This window comes from Aquimarina sp. Aq78 (assembly GCF_900299525.1).
Taxonomy (GTDB): Bacteria; Bacteroidota; Bacteroidia; order Flavobacteriales; family Flavobacteriaceae; genus Aquimarina.
This window is the reverse complement of sequence record NZ_OMKA01000026.1, coordinates 1-14,993: the sequence shown is the minus strand read 5'-3', so window position 1 is coordinate 14,993 and position 14,993 is coordinate 1. Positions and strand designations below refer to the sequence as shown.

Genomic DNA, 14,993 nt, shown 5'->3' with positions numbered 1-14,993 from the left:
TGATTCTTAGCATTTGTTTTTCTTTCAGTTTTTATAAAATATTTCGATTTATTCTGGTTTTGAATATTCGATTAATTCCTCTACGTATAAAAGGTCACCTTGATTCTGAGTGAGTTTTATGAAGTTTTTTATAGCAGGCGCATACAACCAAATTTCCTTTTCATCAGCGCTATAACCTCTAGAGTTTGTGGTTTTACCTGTATATTCAATCGTATAAGCCATAAATGTTCCTGCTTCTACTGTTTCTTCTTGGTATGATAGTATTTCAGCATCTTGACTTTGGTTTCCCGTTGTTCCATCTTGACTTGTCCAATTGTTTTCATATTTCCTCTTTTTGCCCACTTCCAGAGGCCAGTCATACCTAGGTGTTTCGCTTTTTTCTGGTTTAACAATGTCAGTAACGGGAATGGTGTCCTTTCCGATTGTCATACCTAAAACTCCATCAGTATTGACTATTTCTCTAGTATCTTTTCCATCTGAGCGTACTTCTCCTTTCGTTGTTACACCTTTAAATTTCCAGACCCATTTCTCACCAACTTGATAATCAGATTAAGTAGGTTGGTAAGTTGTGATGGATTTAGTTGTGTCCTTACAGGCACTAAGTATTACTAATGCAAGTATTGTTATAATTTGATTTTTCATATTTTTTGATTTAAAACAATAGGACGAGAAAGAATAAAACTTGTTACACTAATTAGAACTTTAAAAATAAGACTCTGTTATTTTCTAATAAATACTAACAACAGAATAAAGGATATATGTCTTATATATTCTATGCATAGTTATTTTTAAATTTAATCTTAGATCTACTTTTATCTCTACTATGCTATAACGATGTTGTATATACGATGTTGGCAGTATATTCTTGTTTAATGATGCTTAGGTTCTGGTAATTCGAAGAATTTGCTTACGGTTTTATCCAGCATTTTTGATACTTCATTTTGATTTTCTTTTGTTGGTTTAAGGTCAACAAATTTTCCAATTATATTTCGATGTCTGTAAATGATTATGGTGTTCTCTACTTTAGGATTTATCTTATTTAAATGGACTTCTGATTGCGTATCGGTAAATGATGGAACAAAAGTCAATGCAATATTTTCTAAGTTCAATTCTTTTCCAAGTTGCTCTAACTCTGTTTGTCGATTCGATTTGCTGTAGCCTTTCTTATTACCATAAACAAAGTAGGCTTTTAAGTATTTTTCTCGGGTAACACTTTCTTGTTCCAAAAATGTTAGCCATTCTTTTATTTCGGACCAGTTTGGCTGGCTACCCACAAAGTAAACAATTCCGTGAAATCGTCCATATTTACATACAGGACAAGTCCTTGTACCTTTGTCTGGTCCCCAGGCGTGAAATGGTGTAAAAGAAGGGTTGTCCTCGCCAATTTGCAGACCAGATTTAATGGTATGATCTATAGTTGTAGGATAATTTGGGATATTAAGTCCTAAAACAATATTATGCTCTGCAACTTGCATTTCTGTATCAATCAGTACCCTTAAAATACCACTGCCACCACGATTTTTAAGCAACTTTCTTTTTTTGCCTGTCAATAATATATCATCAGCAAATTCTAAATTATCGATATAATACTCATCATCAATTTGGGGTTCTTTAATAGATAAATGAATGTGTGCAGGTATATCACGATTTGGATAAGGTGCGGGTCGAATTGTATAAATCGAATACTTCCCTTGCTCATCAGATTTTACCCAGCCACGAGTACGACCGTGTTTTTGAGATTTGCCTTCTCCGTTAGCATAATATCCATTGTGGTCTGTTTGCCAATAATAAACGATTATGTTGGGTGCAGGCGTGACTCCGTCTAATTTCAGTATTTTTCCTGTAACCAATAATTTTTGTCCTTTCCCGTTCCAGGCCGAACTTGTGTCAATAGGCTTAATGTTTTTTGGCATTCCGACATACATTAATTCACAACCATCGCAGCCACCACCAACAATTTTGTTTTTGGTATTTCTTTTAGATATTGGTTCATTTTTTGTCTGGCCATTACAACTTGCCAATGATATCAGGAATAGAAATAAGAGTCCGAAGTTCAGTATTTTTTTCATTAGTATAAAATTTAAAGGAAGTGTCAAAAGTCTAATAAATCCTATATGTTGAAAAGGAAACTATGCAAGAATTAGCTTACTGGAGTGGTTTTAGAACTTAGTGGTTTAATAGGGTACTCCAATTTTGACGATAATGCCTGCTAAACCTTATAGATTGACCATTGGATAAAATACCATCATAATCGCCATTCTTTCTTGATTTTAATTCTGTTATGTGATTTTTATTGACAATTATCGAGCGATGAACCCTTAAAAAGTTTTGAGGATCTAATAAGTCTCCAAGTTTTTTTAAACTCTCATCATGCAAAATTTTCTGACTGGTTGTATGTACCATTGTGTAGGGTCTGTCGGTCTCGATAAATAGAATTGTAGACGTGTCAATCTTTATTCTACGAATACCGTTTTTAACCGTAATGGTCGTATTGGTCTTTTGATTTTGGAAGTGTTTGTTTAACTGTTTTTTTCTTTTAAGATAGTCAAAAACAAAAGGGCTAAATAAATAGACCATAATGGTTATATGCAATTGATTTGAGACTGCATTTTTTAGTATTGTTAAAAAACGATGAGGTACAGAATAGATAAGATTACTGCCTAAAATAAAAATTGAAGTAAAAATAAATATATGTAGTACACTATATATAAACCCTGTGCTTAAAGCGTAAAGTACTTTGCTGGTTAGTGATTTGAATGGAACTTTATTGTAAAAGGAATTTGCAATTTTTATAAAAGGAATAAATAAAAGCCAATATATGTTATAGAGCATAGTATCGGTCCAATAAAAGGCAGTAGGTTTAATTTTGGAGAAAACGTAGTCTTGAAAAATTGCCAACCCATAAAGTACAATACAAAATACGACCAGTGTTCCAAAATTTGGATGTAGGAACTTGTTTATTGTTTTATTAAGTTTTTGTTTTCTCACCTCTTTTTGAGAGTTACTGCCAACAGTCTCGACTATGAGTAGTTTGGTGCGTTAGCATTTAACTTAGCAAGTACACACCAAGCTGAAAATCTGTAGGGTTTTCAGAAGTAGGCGAGAACAAGCAATTACTTATAGCCATTGTTAGGTAGCGTTTTTAATTCGTTTTTTATTATTTCATATAATTCGTTTTCCCAATCAATTCCCTCGATTTTTGGGTAGTCAGGATTTACTCTAAAATCTCTCGGACTGATAATAACCTTAACATTATTATTTATAGCCTTTTGTGTTAATAAAAACACTTCTTCTATCGCTTCATCCCCAATCGGAATGCATCCAATAGTTGCCGATTTCCCGTGTATGAAAATATCTCCACCCATTTCTGATATATTTACAAACTCGGTTTTAGATTTATCAAACTCATTCGGATAACTCACTTTAATTGACAGATAATACGAACTGTTAGGATTTAAATACTCAACTTTATAAATTCCTTCTGGGATTTGTCTATCGCCTTCTTTTAATTTAGGGCCTAAATTACCACTAAAAGCTGTAAAAGGATATTCCTTTATTAATTTGATTCCATTATAATCTTTTGAGTAAATTTGAAGTATTCTTTCTTCTTTAAGGGCAACAAGAATTACCTCTTTTGGATATTCCATTTTGTAGCCTGCTAATCCCAATTTTTTTTCAAGTCGATTCCAAACGTTTTCTTGAATATTCTCAATCCTTGATTCAACGGTTTCCTTACTTTTTAATTTGTTTACTAAAGGCATATAAATTGATCTTCCAAATTTTAGAAAGACGATTATGACAATTATTAATCCTAATATTAAAATGAGTTTTCTGGTCATTTTTCAAATGCTACCTAACAATAGAATAAAGAATATATATCCTTTATATCACATCTATGCTTATTTTTAAATTTAATCTTGTATCAAACTCTTAGTATTGAGTATAAAAACTTTCTAAGGCGTTACTTATTTTTTTTCATCAATTATCATCTCTATTAAAGATGATTTATGGCCAAATCTATCTGATAGAATTAAGACATTATAACTCGCTAAGTCAATAGAAAAACTACCCTTCGATTCTAGCTCAGAACTAGAAACCCAGAAATTTTTCACAACATTTTCTACTTTCATAACATTTTCTACTTTCACTTTTAAAGCATATTGTACATCACTAAAATAATTCCTGTTGGGATCTTCGGGAGGTCCATCATACCCCCATTCATGTATATAATCTGTAATTTCTATTTCTATTAAATCATCTTTATTGCTAATTGTTAAAATTTCATCACTCGACAGTGTTAATGCTTTTCCAAATTTCGCTTGTTCTATGATTAGATATTTGTTATTGTTTTGTAACCCCTCTTTTGATTGGGCTTTTTTCATAAATTCTTGTGAGCTAATACTATATGATATAAAAAAGGCTATTAGAAATATTACTGTTTTTTTCATTATTATATTTTATAGTGGCTGACTTTTAAAACAAAGGTAAGTACGGAATAATATTTACATCATACTGTTTTCTGTGAAAATATTTTTATGGCGTACAATTTAGAAGTGATATGTAATTACCGAAAACAATGATTTAAAGGATATATGTCCTTTATATCCCGTGTTATGCCCTTTTGTCCTTCATTCCTAGAATTCGTAATTTCTTGTCATTCTTCTATAATTCATGCCATTAATTCCTCAATTTTGAATTGTCAAATGTTAGGAAATAATAAGATTAAGTATAAGTACCTGTTTTAAAAAAATCAGTATTTATACTCTAGTAATACCTGAAATTTCATCAGATATTTGAGGTGTAATCAAAAACAAAATATTCGATTGAGTAGCTACTATCAGTTTTAATTATAAAGGCGAAATCCGAAAAGCCTCTATTAAATAAGAGTAGGAAAATAAAATATAATGATTATGGAAAAAATTAATCATGCCCCAGTTGATGGGCAAAAAGCTGATGAAACAGCAGGAGTAAAGTATGTACAAGGTAAATTAGCATTAATCTATCCAAACCAAGGCCATTTTTCAGTCGGAGTCTATGGGACTGGAAGTATAAATCCTGGTCAATACAGTATTGCGCCCAATTGTGAAGGTAGTGTAGAGGCTGCAAGTGCAGGGGTTGCTTATGGAGCTAGTTTTTGGGGGGTTCTTGATAATCAAAATCGCATAACAAGATTTGCCATTTACTCACCTACATGGCCAAAATAAAAAATAAGTAAATGTTTAATGGGGTTCGGGTTCACGCGAACCTCATTAAACAATATAATCATTAGGTAACCTAATAATTTGTGCATTTTACATGACAAATCTCACAAAATAAATACGTTTATTATTTATTCAATCCAATTCCCGTTTCATTAATATGTTCCAATAATGTATTTTCCAGTTCACTATTCAGTTCCCAATATTTTTTGTCAATTTCATCAAGTAAATCAGGATACTTATCTCCAAGTCTCATAATTTGACGATTTCTTCGATCAATATTTTTTGAAGGTTTTCCCCAAATGAAAAATCGATTTATTCTTTTTAAAAGGTCCGCAATTTTGTCACAATTAATATATTCTAGATCTTTTATAGTATCCTTGTTGTACTCCGCTCCATAATTAATGTAATGATCAGAAATCCCACCTGTTGTTAATGGCTCTAGATTAAACCATACTCTTTCGTCACGAGTCAAACTCCTGTAGTTTGAGAATCCTTTATCGACTATGATTTCCCAAGCAGGTTGTACTTCTTCTCTTGTCATTATAAATTAATCTTGATTTTGTTTTATGCTACACAACGGGATTGTGTATGATTAGTCAACTAATTTCGTAAGTAGGCTTTTTTACCAGCAATTTTTTTACACGGTGTTGGCTATAGTTATTTTACGTGCTTAAATCAGTTTCTTCCCAACTTATACCTTTAGATAACATCCAAGTTAAGGAATGTCTTCGTTCATGAATTACACCTCCATTTCCCATTGGATCAAAACCATTGGGAACTGTTTCACTACCTAATTGAGCACTTCTTACTGCATTATGTAGGCAATAAAATAAATCTTCTTTTTTCATCAACTTTTCTTCAGACAGAGTCTCTTTATCTTTAATCCAATCTTCTACACTTTCGTCTATAGGACAACTAAAGTCTTTCAAAATATCTTGCATTTGATCTCCCGACATCATTTGCCCCGTAATATCAGGTTCTTTATACCCAAAAAACCAAGCTAAAGACCAAGCATTTTCGAATTTCCATCCAATAGAATTTCTTGCTTGTTCATCATCTCTTGATGTATTGAGAATTTCTTTTTCTTCTTCGTCCATAAAACCCTTAAGATTATTTTTGTCTATGAAAGTCAGAATTTTATCACTTTCTAAATTGTCTTGAGGAACCATTAACCAAAGAACTAATGCTTTTATAGCGTTTAATCTTTGCGCGATTTCAATTGAAGGTCTTAGTTCTCGATCAAATTCTGTTGGTAAAGAACTAGCTGGTTTAAATCCAGAATCAAGACAAATAGATATATTTTCGAGTCTCAAATCTGTCATCCAGGGAACTTGTTTAAAAGACTCTAAGTTATTCTCATTTTTAGTTTCTCGTTCGGATTCTTTATTTTCTTTTGAACCAAATATTTTTTTGAAAAAGCTCATATTTCTATTATCGTGTTTTTAATTGTAGCCAACGTCTCTTGTATATTGCGTTTGCTTCCCGAAGGGAGCATATGCAATATACAAATTGTTGTAAGTAGTTTATTCAAGAGCAAAACTATTCAAATCTTGTAATTCACTATGAACATTTATTTGCCATTGAGAGTTAATTGCTTCTTTAATACCATGGTTTGTTTTTTCATCATAGTCATTCTGCATTTTTCTACATTTCTTCCAAAGCATGGTATATACGCTCATATAAGAATCATAATCTGCAATGTTTTGGACTTTAAGCTCCTCGAATTTTTGTCTCATTTTTCTAGCGAACAATTCCGCAATATCGAAGTGTAATTGTTCGTGCTGCAACAATTTTTCGGTTTTTTTAATAACCCAAGAATGATTTTTATAAAAAAGAGCATTCAGATGTAAGTCTTTATAATTTTGAATATTATTATTTTCATCAACCATTACATCAGTAGGAAATATCTCAATTTTGTAACTTGTTAAAGCAAATGCAAAAATATCTGTATTTGGTTCTGCTATGAAATCTGACCAGAGTAATTTTCGATCAGATTTCCATTCGACAATGTTTTTGTTCGATTCTTCCTGAGCAATTAAATTCGAGGAGATAATTAGTAGTACTAAGATAAATATACTATGAATTAAGTATTTCATTTTGTGGTTTCAATTACTTACAACAATGATATAAAGAATATATATCCTTTATATCACATCTATGCTTATTTTTAAATTTAATCTTGTATCAAACTCTTAGTATTGAGTATAAAAACTTTCTAAGGCGTTCTTATTTTTTAAGATACTATTAAAAATAGATAGTGATGAGGTGTCTGTTTTGATTATCTAAACAGTAAAGCCACTAGAGAGACGGGAGCGGGGTTTTGATAAATATTATAGACAATTGACTTTTAGTCCAAAACGACCTTTTTTTCAATAGTATACATTTTTAATAAATCAACAAATCCGTTTTTTATTTTATTCACTTCAGACTGCGGTGTATCTTTTTCTAGAAAAATTGTTATGCTAGATGCGGTTTCCCCATCGAAATGTTCTTCAGTTTTTATGTTAATCTTTTTAGTCTCTATAGAATTATTGGGGAAAAATATTTGAATGTATTTACTTTCAGCTTTTTGCTTGACTGTTATTTCTGAATACTCTTTTGCGGTCAAATAATATGCTGTTGAACAAAGTTTAAAAGCTGTACAGAATTGTATAAATTTAATCGTTTTGTTATGATTAAAATCAACCTCCTCAAGCAGATAGTTATAATTTTTTTTGCTATCATAAAGTTTATGCATATCTATTTTTTCACCCAAAGATAGAAGCGCTTCTGCTTTAGTTTGACTTGAACATTTTGTGTAGATAGATAATAAAAATAATGCAACAAATAAATTTTTCATAATTAGATAATGTTTTTTTGAGTTATGGTTTACAACCTCCAACTAAATGAGTATGCTCTATAGTTACTAGAAGTAATCATGTTAGTGATTTGCAATGCCCTTCTAAACAACTCAATTCGCATATTCATTTTAGTGTTTTGTTGGCTACTTTTTTAGTTTATTCATTTTATTGGATTCTCTCTTCGTTCCTGTAGCATCAAAAACACAAATCCCTCTTCACAAACCGTTTTTGACCCAGTGTTTAGCACTGGCAGAATATGATAGTATTAAAAAGGTAAGAATGAGGATTGTTTTTAATTTCTTTATGTTTAATATTTTATACAGCAAAATTACCTCTTATATGTAATTGATAAAATAGGTAATTGTACTGATTTTATATCCGTAGGATTACAGAAGAGCATAGGAGAAGAAGGTTGAATGCTACTAGAAATCTGGGGTAAACCCGTTTCTTATACCATATTTAATAAGGCCTACAATGGTTTTTACTTTTGTTTTTCGAAGAATATTTTGACGGTGTGTATCAACTGTTCGCCTTCCTATAAAAAGTTTGTCTGCAATTTCTTGACTACTATATTCTTGGCAAATTAATTCGAGAACTTTTACTTCCCTATCTGTTAGTTCATTTGTTTCGGCTTCAATTTTCCGTTCTTTTTTAACCTTGTTCACCATAACAGACAGGACTTCTTTGCTGTAATAAGTGCCATTGTCCGTAATTCTAGTTAGTGCTTCAATGAGCTCTTGTTTTCCTGTATTTTTGAGGATATAGCCATCGGCTTCACTCATCATTATTTCGCTAACAACTTCTTTGTCGTTATGCATCGATAGCACAAGTACTTTCAAGTTGGAGTAAGTAGATTTTATTGTTTTAATAAGTTCTATACCACTCATTCCTGGCATACTAATATCGGTAATAACAATATCAACAGTATCTTTTTTAAGCTGCTCTAATGCATCTTCAGCGCAAAGGTATTCAGATACAATTTGTAAGTATTCCTCTTTTCGAAGCAATGATTTAATTCCATCAATAAACATTTGATGGTCGTCTACAATCATTATTTTCACAGGTGTTTCCATATTTAAAGAATTACGTCAATTCGGATATCTGTTCCTTTTCCCTCAGTAGAAATAACATCAACTTCACCATTTATCATGGATATTCTAGAAAAAACATTTTGCCAACCAATGCCTTTACTTTGGTGAATGGTACTTATATCAAATCCTTTTCCATTATCCGAAATTAAAAGGTGTACCTTATTGTTTATTCGATTCAAGGCTACAGTAATTTTATCTGCTTTAGCGTATTTAATCATGTTGTTTAGAACTTCTTGAATAACTCTGTATAATGCAATTTCTTTACTTTCCTCTAATCGGTTATCCATTCCTTTGTAGCTAAAATTAACATGAAGTGCTTTAGACTCATTTATTGTATTGGCAAATGATTCAATGGCAGAAACCAATCCGTATTCCATAAGTGCGGCTGGCATCATATTGTGTGAAATAGTGCGTACTTCATTTACAGCCTCATCTATCAAGTTCATTGAATTTTGAACTAATATCTTATCCTCTTCATTTACTTCGTCTTCTAACCCTGCAATGTTTAATTTTGCTGTAGAAAGCAACTGGCCTAAGCCATCGTGAAGGTCTTTTGCAATACGTGAACGCTCTTTCTCCTCTGCCTCAAACACAGCTCTATAGCGTACAGTTTCTTCGTTACGTTTTGATTTAGCCTCTTTTACTCGAGTATTAAAATAATAAATCAACCCTAGTAATATCACTAGCCCTAAACTTAATCCACCCCAAAACGCTAAGTTTTTGTTAGCAGCTCTTTCTTCTAACAGTTTTAAGTCTTTAATCACATTTTCTTTTTGCAATTCTGCATTTTTACGTTCTTCACTTAGTTTCTCATTCAAAATTCGTTGTGTTTCATATTTAGTATGTTTTTCTGCAATTGCCATTTTCATATCATTTTTGAAGATGGTGTCTTTCAGATTAGTTTGGATTTTATAATATGAAGCCGCCTTTTTGAAATTCTTTACTCTTTCGTTGTTAGTGGCTAATTTTCCTGCCAATTCCATCTGGTGGTAGAGAGAACCAATTTCTGTTGCAATTTCATAGGCGCTTTTAAACAATTTGTTAGCTTTTTGATGCTGCTCTAACCAGGTATAAGCTATTCCTTGGTTGGTCATTATTATTATTAGCTGTTGCTTGTTATTAGTAGAAGAGGCTAGTGTGTAAGCAGAATCGAGCATCACCAAAGCTTCATGGTATTTTTCCTGGGACTCATGTTGTAAACCTATTTTGTTAAGCGTATTTGTTTTAATAGTGTTGTAGGGTATTTCCTTAACTACTATTAAGCTGTCAATTATACTTTTATTCTGTCCAAACGCAGAATTGAACAGTAGTAAAAGTGAAAGGAAGAATAACCAATTTTTCATGTAAAGTGTTATACTCAGAGAATTGTAGCTAACAACAAAATAAAGAATATATATCCTTTATTCTATCTATGCTTATTTTTTAAGATACTGTTGTTTAATTATACTATAGTGCAATTATTTGCTTTCTTTTTTCAATTTTAGATTTCCACAAACATATTCTAGCAGTTCGCAGGCATCTACTTCTATAGCTAAGGCAATGAGATACAATTCATCTGCTCTAAGCTTTGTGTTTTCATTGATCGAGAGTTCGCTTATCCTTTGTTTGCTTATACCTGTTCTTCTAGATACTTGGGATTTATTCACTGCTTTTCTTTTTAAATAAGCTCCTAGCTTTGTCATTTGGATTTCATTTTATTCGGTCTAATCATATGAATTATTATGACTAATGTAAAGAATTTCTTCATTTTATTTTTATATAGTCAATATTATATGTATGATTGTCAAGAAAATGTGTAAACAATGATTGATAACAACCAAAAAAAGTTCCAGACCTATATTAAAATCCCTCTTACAGGAGAAAAAGAATTAGAAGTATATAAAGATGGGATCCTGGGGATATTAAGCAAAGTAGAAGTTAATAAAGCGGACAAAAGAATGATAGGGCATCTTAAAACCGTATACAAATTATTAGATTGTATACAGGTACAGGATATTCGATCTGTTTCTTAACACAGGTATCCCAAAAAATAGAATCTATTATTATGATGGGATTAAAAAAAAGAGTAGATTTGTCAAACTTTGACAAAGTGAATGAAAGAAACGTTTGGAGAATATATCAAAATGCTTAGAACAACAAATGGGCTTACACTAACCCAACTGGCGGGTCTATTACAAATGGATTTTGCAAACCTGAGTAGAATGGAGAATGGCATACGTGATTTTGATAAAAAGAAACTTTCTAAACTGGCAGAGGTTTTTGATCTTAGTATAGAAGAATTACAAGACGAATATGCAAGTGATCAACTTGCAAAGCATATGTATGAGATAGGTTGTTCTAAAGAACTGCTTAAAGTTGCAGAAGAAAAAGCAGAATATCGCAAGACATTAAAAAAATAAAAAATAATACCCATTGTGCTTTTGGGAAAAACATTGTGAAAAAGCGTCAATTCGAGTGTTTTGTCGTAATGAAATGAAGAAAATGTACTTCGGCAAGCTCAGTAGGACTATCGAGAATAGCTTTTTTAAACCAATAATCCTTGTCATCCTGAGTGTATCGAAGCACTCGAATTGACGAATTTTGGATTCAAAAATCTTAAATGCACAACAAATTAAATACAATACCTTTTTTACAGATTTAAGGTATTCTTTTTTCAGGACTATATTGCACATCCTACCTGGCAATCCTGTAAATCTGTTAATTATAAAGAGAAAGTGATGTATAATAGATCACGTTTTTAACCCGGATAATTCGGGTTTACCTCTTTACAAGTCGAGCACATTTATATCCGCTTCTTTTTGAGAAGATAGCACTTGGCATGCATTTGATTTATCTAATGTATGTTTTAGCAAAGGCCGGAAACTACGCTAATTTTATCTAAATCAAAGGAAACCATAATTATAAGCAGATGAAAATAGATCTAGACACTCAGATTTTCCCGAAATTTAAGCTATCAACACATCAGGATTTGATCTTATATCTTATTAAGAACGAATTATTAGGTACCCGATTTATAAATCAATTGGCCGCGATAGGTTTTGATACTTCTTTTTTTAGTGTAGAACTGGGGATGGCGATATTATCATTAATGGGTTTTAACAACCGAACCGATGCTTTGTGGGAGTGGTATCATGATACTGTAGATGCCTATGCAGCAAAAGTTTGTCTAGAAGATCATGCCATTACCAGAGCCGTTTCTTTTGATTTTTATATTGCATTACGCATCAAACTACATACAGAGCAAGGGTAATACATACACCTGTATATGTTTAATTTAGAAAGTTATACAATTGAGGAAAACAATCTGTTTTGATGCTGCTATTTATGCTGTCTAGAATCTTTCTATGATCTGTTTGCTACCGGATCTCAATGGCAATGGCAGCAAAGTCAGGTATCTCCAAAATCTGGCAACCAGTAATCAGTGACCTGAAACCTTATTATCTCATTTCTAAAAAACTTTCATTTTTTTTTCTCAGTCCCGAAAAACGAAACTGGGATACCGTAATATTGCTACTGGAATACAATAAAAAACAAAATCAGTCACTAATTACTTTTATATGAGAAAACTAACGTTTTATTTGATGTTGTTGCTTTCTATCCCTTTGATTGCTCAAAGAGAAAGCGGTTATCAAAACAATTTAAACTATGCTCCTTCTACACCAGAAGTAGCATCATTAGGTAAATTTATCGAGACTCCTGTAAGTCTTTATTCGGGTATCCCCAACGTTTCTATCCCTATAGGGTCGGTATCAAGTGGTAATTTAAGTTTACCTGTAAGCCTTTCTTATCATGCGGGAGGTGTCAAGGTAGAAGAAACAGCATCTTGGACAGGATTAGGATGGAGTCTAAGTTCTGGAGGATCGGTCACACGAGTGGTACGAGGAATTGCTGATGATGGTGTTGGTGGGTTTTTGAATACTACAAAAACAGTTGAGGATTTCTTAACTATTCAATTTGATGCCAGTCAGGTAAATCAGGCCACTGATCTTATAACAAGAGCAGTTAATGGAGAATTAGACTACGAACCTGATATGTATCATTATAATATCCCGGGATATTCTGGAAGTTTCTTTTTTAGACAATCAGGACAGATTGTTTCTATGCCACATACAGATGTTAGAATCAATTATCAAAAAGACGGGAATAAAAGAATTACAACTTGGTTTATCACTGCCCCAAATGGTGTAAAATATTATTTTGGAGTATCACAAGATGGAACTCGAAAAGGACATGAAGCATTATTAGGAAGTGTCTCATTGGGTGGCGGTAAGAATTTTAATGCCGGATATATTAACGGCTGGAAATTGATGGATATAGAAGATGCCATTTCAAAGAATTATATACGATTTACGTATGTAGAGAATACGTATGATACCTGTTCTGCTTCAGGTCAACAACGGTATGTTAATGTTAAAGGAGAAATAGATGGTCAAATACTTTCTAATGGGATCAAACCTATTACGTATTACGAGAGTATGATTAGTTCTTCGAAAATATCAAGTATAGAAAGTCAAAATGGAACGATTGAATTTATCAAAAATACTACAGAACGATTAGATCAACCGGGAGATTATAGTCTTAAGGAAATTATCATTAAAGACTTGGATGGGAAAGAGGTTAAAAAATTTAACCTTACCTATAATACTGTAGGAGAAGTAGGAAATTCTCATGCAGTTCCTTGTAGTGGTAATGATCGTTATTATAGAATGTTTTTGACTTCTGTACAACAGTCTAAAGGTCAGGAATCTTTACCGCCTTATAGCATGCAATACAACTCAACCCCATTGCCAGATCGTTTCTCTTTAGCAAGGGATTTATGGGGATACTATAATGGGAAACATAGTAACACAAGTTTAATCCCTTCAGTTACCCTTTTAGGAATAAGATATGAGGGAGCAGATAGAAGCGCAAATTCCGATTTTGCCAAAGCTGGAATATTAGAAAAACTAACCCATCCTACAAAAGGGTATACAGTGTTTGGATATGAAGGGAATACTATTGGACAATTGGCTTTTGCAAATGATATAGCCCCTAGAGTTCAACACTCATTAGTTACTGTTGGAGTCTCTGACATACAAAATTCATCAGAGATTAATAAACCGTTTACGATTTCGCCAGGAGAGATAGTTCAGGATTTTGCTTTCATTGATGTTACTTATCCCTGTGATATATCACAACGTACTTGTGGGATTCAACTAGAATTAATTAAAAGTGATGGTTCTCCAGTTGCTCTTGCTACAGATTCAAGCGTAATATTACCTCCCGGAAATTATTCAATACAAGGTACAATAACTCGTGATGACTCTGGTAACTATCCTGATTTTAGGGTTCGTGTTTATGGTGAAAAACTAGACCTTGGCTCTTTAACTACGGATGGTGTTAACTATGAGGTAGGTGGATTAAGGGTAAAGAACATCAAAAAATATGATACTGACACTAGTTATTTTGAGAAATCTTATGAGTACTTGAATTGGGAAAGTGACAATACCACTTCGAGTTCTGGAGGGATTACATCAACTCCATTTTTTATTGAAAGAAAGGCAGTATTTAGTAATGGTACATTTGCTACTGCAGATATTATTAGCTCATCAAGTAATAACCCTATGACCACTACCAAAAGTAGTTATGTAGGCTATAGGAATGTAACTGAATACTTTGGGACTAAGGAAAATAACACAGGAAAAAAAGAGTATAAGTTTTCATTTAATTTAGATGATGATTCTGATATAGATAGATTTCCTTTTACACCCCCAGTAGTATTAGAATGGTTACGTGGAAACCTTGAGCAGGAAAGAACATTTAAAAGAGAAAGTAATGGATATACTATAGTTAAAGAAACTATAAATCAATATAAATATCTT

17 protein-coding genes are annotated in these 14,993 nt (G+C 32.3%); 5 read left to right on the top strand and 12 right to left on the bottom strand.

Features of this window, described 5'->3' with window-relative positions:
• Positions 1-48: 48 nt before the first annotated feature.
• From DG435_RS25970 to DG435_RS16395, 5 genes are all read right to left on the bottom strand, one after another.
• Positions 49-429, bottom strand: a complete 381-nt coding sequence (locus tag DG435_RS25970; RefSeq protein ID WP_234387082.1) for a hypothetical protein — start codon at positions 427-429, stop codon at positions 49-51.
• A 440-nt stretch (positions 430-869) separates the two neighbouring features.
• Positions 870-2,069, bottom strand: coding sequence for an intradiol ring-cleavage dioxygenase (locus DG435_RS16410; RefSeq protein WP_106792397.1), 1,200 nt, complete (start codon positions 2,067-2,069; stop codon positions 870-872).
• 97 nt (positions 2,070-2,166) lie between these two features.
• Positions 2,167-2,988, bottom strand: coding sequence for a LytTR family DNA-binding domain-containing protein (locus tag DG435_RS16405; RefSeq protein WP_199852665.1), 822 nt, complete (start codon positions 2,986-2,988; stop codon positions 2,167-2,169).
• Between the two features lie 125 nt (positions 2,989-3,113).
• Entirely contained in the window at positions 3,114-3,839 is a 726-nt protein-coding gene (locus DG435_RS16400) for a murein L,D-transpeptidase family protein (RefSeq protein WP_106792396.1), read from the bottom strand.
• Between the two features lie 126 nt (positions 3,840-3,965).
• Positions 3,966-4,448, bottom strand: a complete 483-nt coding sequence (locus DG435_RS16395; RefSeq protein ID WP_106792395.1) for a hypothetical protein — start codon at positions 4,446-4,448, stop codon at positions 3,966-3,968.
• 462 nt (positions 4,449-4,910) lie between these two features.
• Between DG435_RS16395 and DG435_RS16390 the strand changes: the two genes are divergently transcribed.
• Positions 4,911-5,204: a hypothetical protein gene (locus tag DG435_RS16390; protein ID WP_106792394.1), complete on the top strand. Its 294-nt coding sequence runs from the start codon at positions 4,911-4,913 to the stop codon at positions 5,202-5,204.
• 121 nt (positions 5,205-5,325) lie between these two features.
• Here DG435_RS16390 and DG435_RS16385 read toward each other — a convergent pair whose 3' ends face one another.
• The 7 genes from DG435_RS16385 to DG435_RS16355 form a co-directional block, all read right to left on the bottom strand.
• Positions 5,326-5,742, bottom strand: coding sequence for a DUF4375 domain-containing protein (locus tag DG435_RS16385; protein ID WP_106792393.1), 417 nt, complete (start codon positions 5,740-5,742; stop codon positions 5,326-5,328).
• A 121-nt stretch (positions 5,743-5,863) separates the two neighbouring features.
• Entirely contained in the window at positions 5,864-6,625 is a 762-nt protein-coding gene (locus DG435_RS16380; RefSeq protein WP_106792392.1) for a DUF4272 domain-containing protein, read from the bottom strand.
• A 99-nt stretch (positions 6,626-6,724) separates the two neighbouring features.
• The gene (locus DG435_RS16375; RefSeq protein WP_106792391.1) at positions 6,725-7,297 is read right to left on the bottom strand and encodes a DUF922 domain-containing protein; all 573 of its coding nucleotides are present in this window, start codon (positions 7,295-7,297) and stop codon (positions 6,725-6,727) included.
• Positions 7,298-7,548: 251 nt separating this feature from the next.
• On the bottom strand, positions 7,549-8,040 hold the full coding sequence (locus DG435_RS16370) for a hypothetical protein (RefSeq protein WP_106792390.1): 492 nt from the start codon (positions 8,038-8,040) through the stop codon (positions 7,549-7,551).
• A gap of 423 nt (positions 8,041-8,463) precedes the next feature.
• The gene (locus tag DG435_RS16365) at positions 8,464-9,114 is read right to left on the bottom strand and encodes a response regulator transcription factor (RefSeq protein ID WP_106792389.1); all 651 of its coding nucleotides are present in this window, start codon (positions 9,112-9,114) and stop codon (positions 8,464-8,466) included.
• Between the two features lie 2 nt (positions 9,115-9,116).
• Positions 9,117-10,475: a sensor histidine kinase gene (locus DG435_RS16360; protein WP_106792388.1), complete on the bottom strand. Its 1,359-nt coding sequence runs from the start codon at positions 10,473-10,475 to the stop codon at positions 9,117-9,119.
• A gap of 114 nt (positions 10,476-10,589) precedes the next feature.
• Entirely contained in the window at positions 10,590-10,814 is a 225-nt protein-coding gene (locus tag DG435_RS16355) for a helix-turn-helix transcriptional regulator (RefSeq protein WP_106792387.1), read from the bottom strand.
• 120 nt (positions 10,815-10,934) lie between these two features.
• Here DG435_RS16355 and DG435_RS16350 point away from each other — a divergent pair, with 120 nt between their 5' ends.
• The 4 genes from DG435_RS16350 to DG435_RS16330 all read left to right on the top strand — a co-directional run.
• Complete coding sequence (locus DG435_RS16350) at positions 10,935-11,144, top strand: hypothetical protein (RefSeq protein WP_106792386.1); 210 nt, start codon at positions 10,935-10,937, stop codon at positions 11,142-11,144.
• An 81-nt stretch (positions 11,145-11,225) separates the two neighbouring features.
• Positions 11,226-11,531 carry a helix-turn-helix domain-containing protein gene (locus tag DG435_RS16345; protein WP_106792385.1) on the top strand — a complete coding sequence of 102 codons (306 nt, stop codon included), beginning with the start codon at positions 11,226-11,228 and terminating at the stop codon, positions 11,529-11,531.
• A gap of 509 nt (positions 11,532-12,040) precedes the next feature.
• Entirely contained in the window at positions 12,041-12,382 is a 342-nt protein-coding gene (locus DG435_RS16340; protein ID WP_106795201.1) for a hypothetical protein, read from the top strand.
• A gap of 307 nt (positions 12,383-12,689) precedes the next feature.
• The coding region (locus DG435_RS16330) for a hypothetical protein (RefSeq protein ID WP_159098264.1) at positions 12,690-14,993 on the top strand (2,304 nt) is incomplete at its 3' end.

Excerpts from the sequence above, each read along its gene's own strand:
- DG435_RS16350 (WP_106792386.1), top strand. The coding sequence starts at position 10,935 with ATGATTGATAACAACCAAAAAAAGTTCCAGACCTATATTAAAATCCCT.
- DG435_RS16380 (WP_106792392.1), bottom strand. The coding sequence starts at position 6,625 with ATGAGCTTTTTCAAAAAAATATTTGGTTCAAAAGAAAATAAAGAATCC.
- DG435_RS16345 (WP_106792385.1), top strand. The coding sequence starts at position 11,226 with ATGAAAGAAACGTTTGGAGAATATATCAAAATGCTTAGAACAACAAAT.
- DG435_RS16340 (WP_106795201.1), top strand. The coding sequence starts at position 12,041 with ATGAAAATAGATCTAGACACTCAGATTTTCCCGAAATTTAAGCTATCA.
- DG435_RS25970 (WP_234387082.1), bottom strand. The coding sequence starts at position 429 with ATGACAATCGGAAAGGACACCATTCCCGTTACTGACATTGTTAAACCA.
- DG435_RS16410 (WP_106792397.1), bottom strand. The coding sequence starts at position 2,069 with ATGAAAAAAATACTGAACTTCGGACTCTTATTTCTATTCCTGATATCA.
- DG435_RS16400 (WP_106792396.1), bottom strand. The coding sequence starts at position 3,839 with ATGACCAGAAAACTCATTTTAATATTAGGATTAATAATTGTCATAATC.
- DG435_RS16390 (WP_106792394.1), top strand. The coding sequence starts at position 4,911 with ATGGAAAAAATTAATCATGCCCCAGTTGATGGGCAAAAAGCTGATGAA.
- DG435_RS16375 (WP_106792391.1), bottom strand. The coding sequence starts at position 7,297 with ATGAAATACTTAATTCATAGTATATTTATCTTAGTACTACTAATTATC.
- DG435_RS16360 (WP_106792388.1), bottom strand. The coding sequence starts at position 10,475 with ATGAAAAATTGGTTATTCTTCCTTTCACTTTTACTACTGTTCAATTCT.
- DG435_RS16385 (WP_106792393.1), bottom strand. The coding sequence starts at position 5,742 with ATGACAAGAGAAGAAGTACAACCTGCTTGGGAAATCATAGTCGATAAA.
- DG435_RS16370 (WP_106792390.1), bottom strand. The coding sequence starts at position 8,040 with ATGAAAAATTTATTTGTTGCATTATTTTTATTATCTATCTACACAAAA.
- DG435_RS16355 (WP_106792387.1), bottom strand. The coding sequence starts at position 10,814 with ATGACAAAGCTAGGAGCTTATTTAAAAAGAAAAGCAGTGAATAAATCC.
- DG435_RS16395 (WP_106792395.1), bottom strand. The coding sequence starts at position 4,448 with ATGAAAAAAACAGTAATATTTCTAATAGCCTTTTTTATATCATATAGT.
- DG435_RS16365 (WP_106792389.1), bottom strand. The coding sequence starts at position 9,114 with ATGGAAACACCTGTGAAAATAATGATTGTAGACGACCATCAAATGTTT.